At 68.6% G+C, this 580-nt stretch carries 1 protein-coding gene; it reads right to left on the reverse strand.

Annotated elements, in window-relative coordinates; translation table 11 throughout:
* Positions 1-580 (reverse strand): AAA family ATPase (locus AACY08_RS28205; RefSeq protein ID WP_339472386.1); only part of this gene is annotated, 580 nt, incomplete at both ends.

Genomic DNA, 580 nt, shown 5'->3' on the forward strand with positions numbered 1-580 from the left:
GCAAGCGCGGCATTGGCGTAGCGCCGCCACACCCCATGCGGGTCGCGCTCGCGCTCGAGCACGTTAACCGGATCCAGCAGCGCCACCGCGTCCTGCGGCCGGGCACCGACGCACCAGCCTTCGAAGATCACCAATTGCGCGGGCACGGATGCAGGCGTCCAAAGCGCTGCCTCGACACGATCGTCGGTCGCCTTGTCAAAGCGCGGTAGCGGTGCCGCCTGTCGCGCGTCGAGCGCTGCAAACGTATCCAGCCCAAGCGCGATATCGTGCGTTCCCGGAACGCCGCGCGTTGCGAATAGCGGGTGGACCGCCGCAGCGAGCCGTGCGCGCTCGCGCCGCATATGATAAAGATCGTCGAGCGACAGCACCACCGAATGCGGAAAGCGCGCGGCGAGCGCCGCGGCGACGGTCGACTTCCCACTCCCTTGAGCCCCACACAGGCCGAGCACGAGCGGGACCCGGCGCGGATGCACAAGCGCGCGTTCGATCGCGTCGGCGAGGATCGCCTCAGGCGACACGGTCGGGCAGGGCACGGCCCGCAAAAAAGGCGTCGAGATTGTCGACCGCCTGCATTCCCATC

Source organism: Pseudomonas sp. EL_65y_Pfl1_R83, assembly GCF_963970695.1.
In the GTDB taxonomy this organism is placed as follows: domain Bacteria; phylum Pseudomonadota; class Gammaproteobacteria; order Pseudomonadales; family Pseudomonadaceae; genus Aquipseudomonas; species Aquipseudomonas tritici.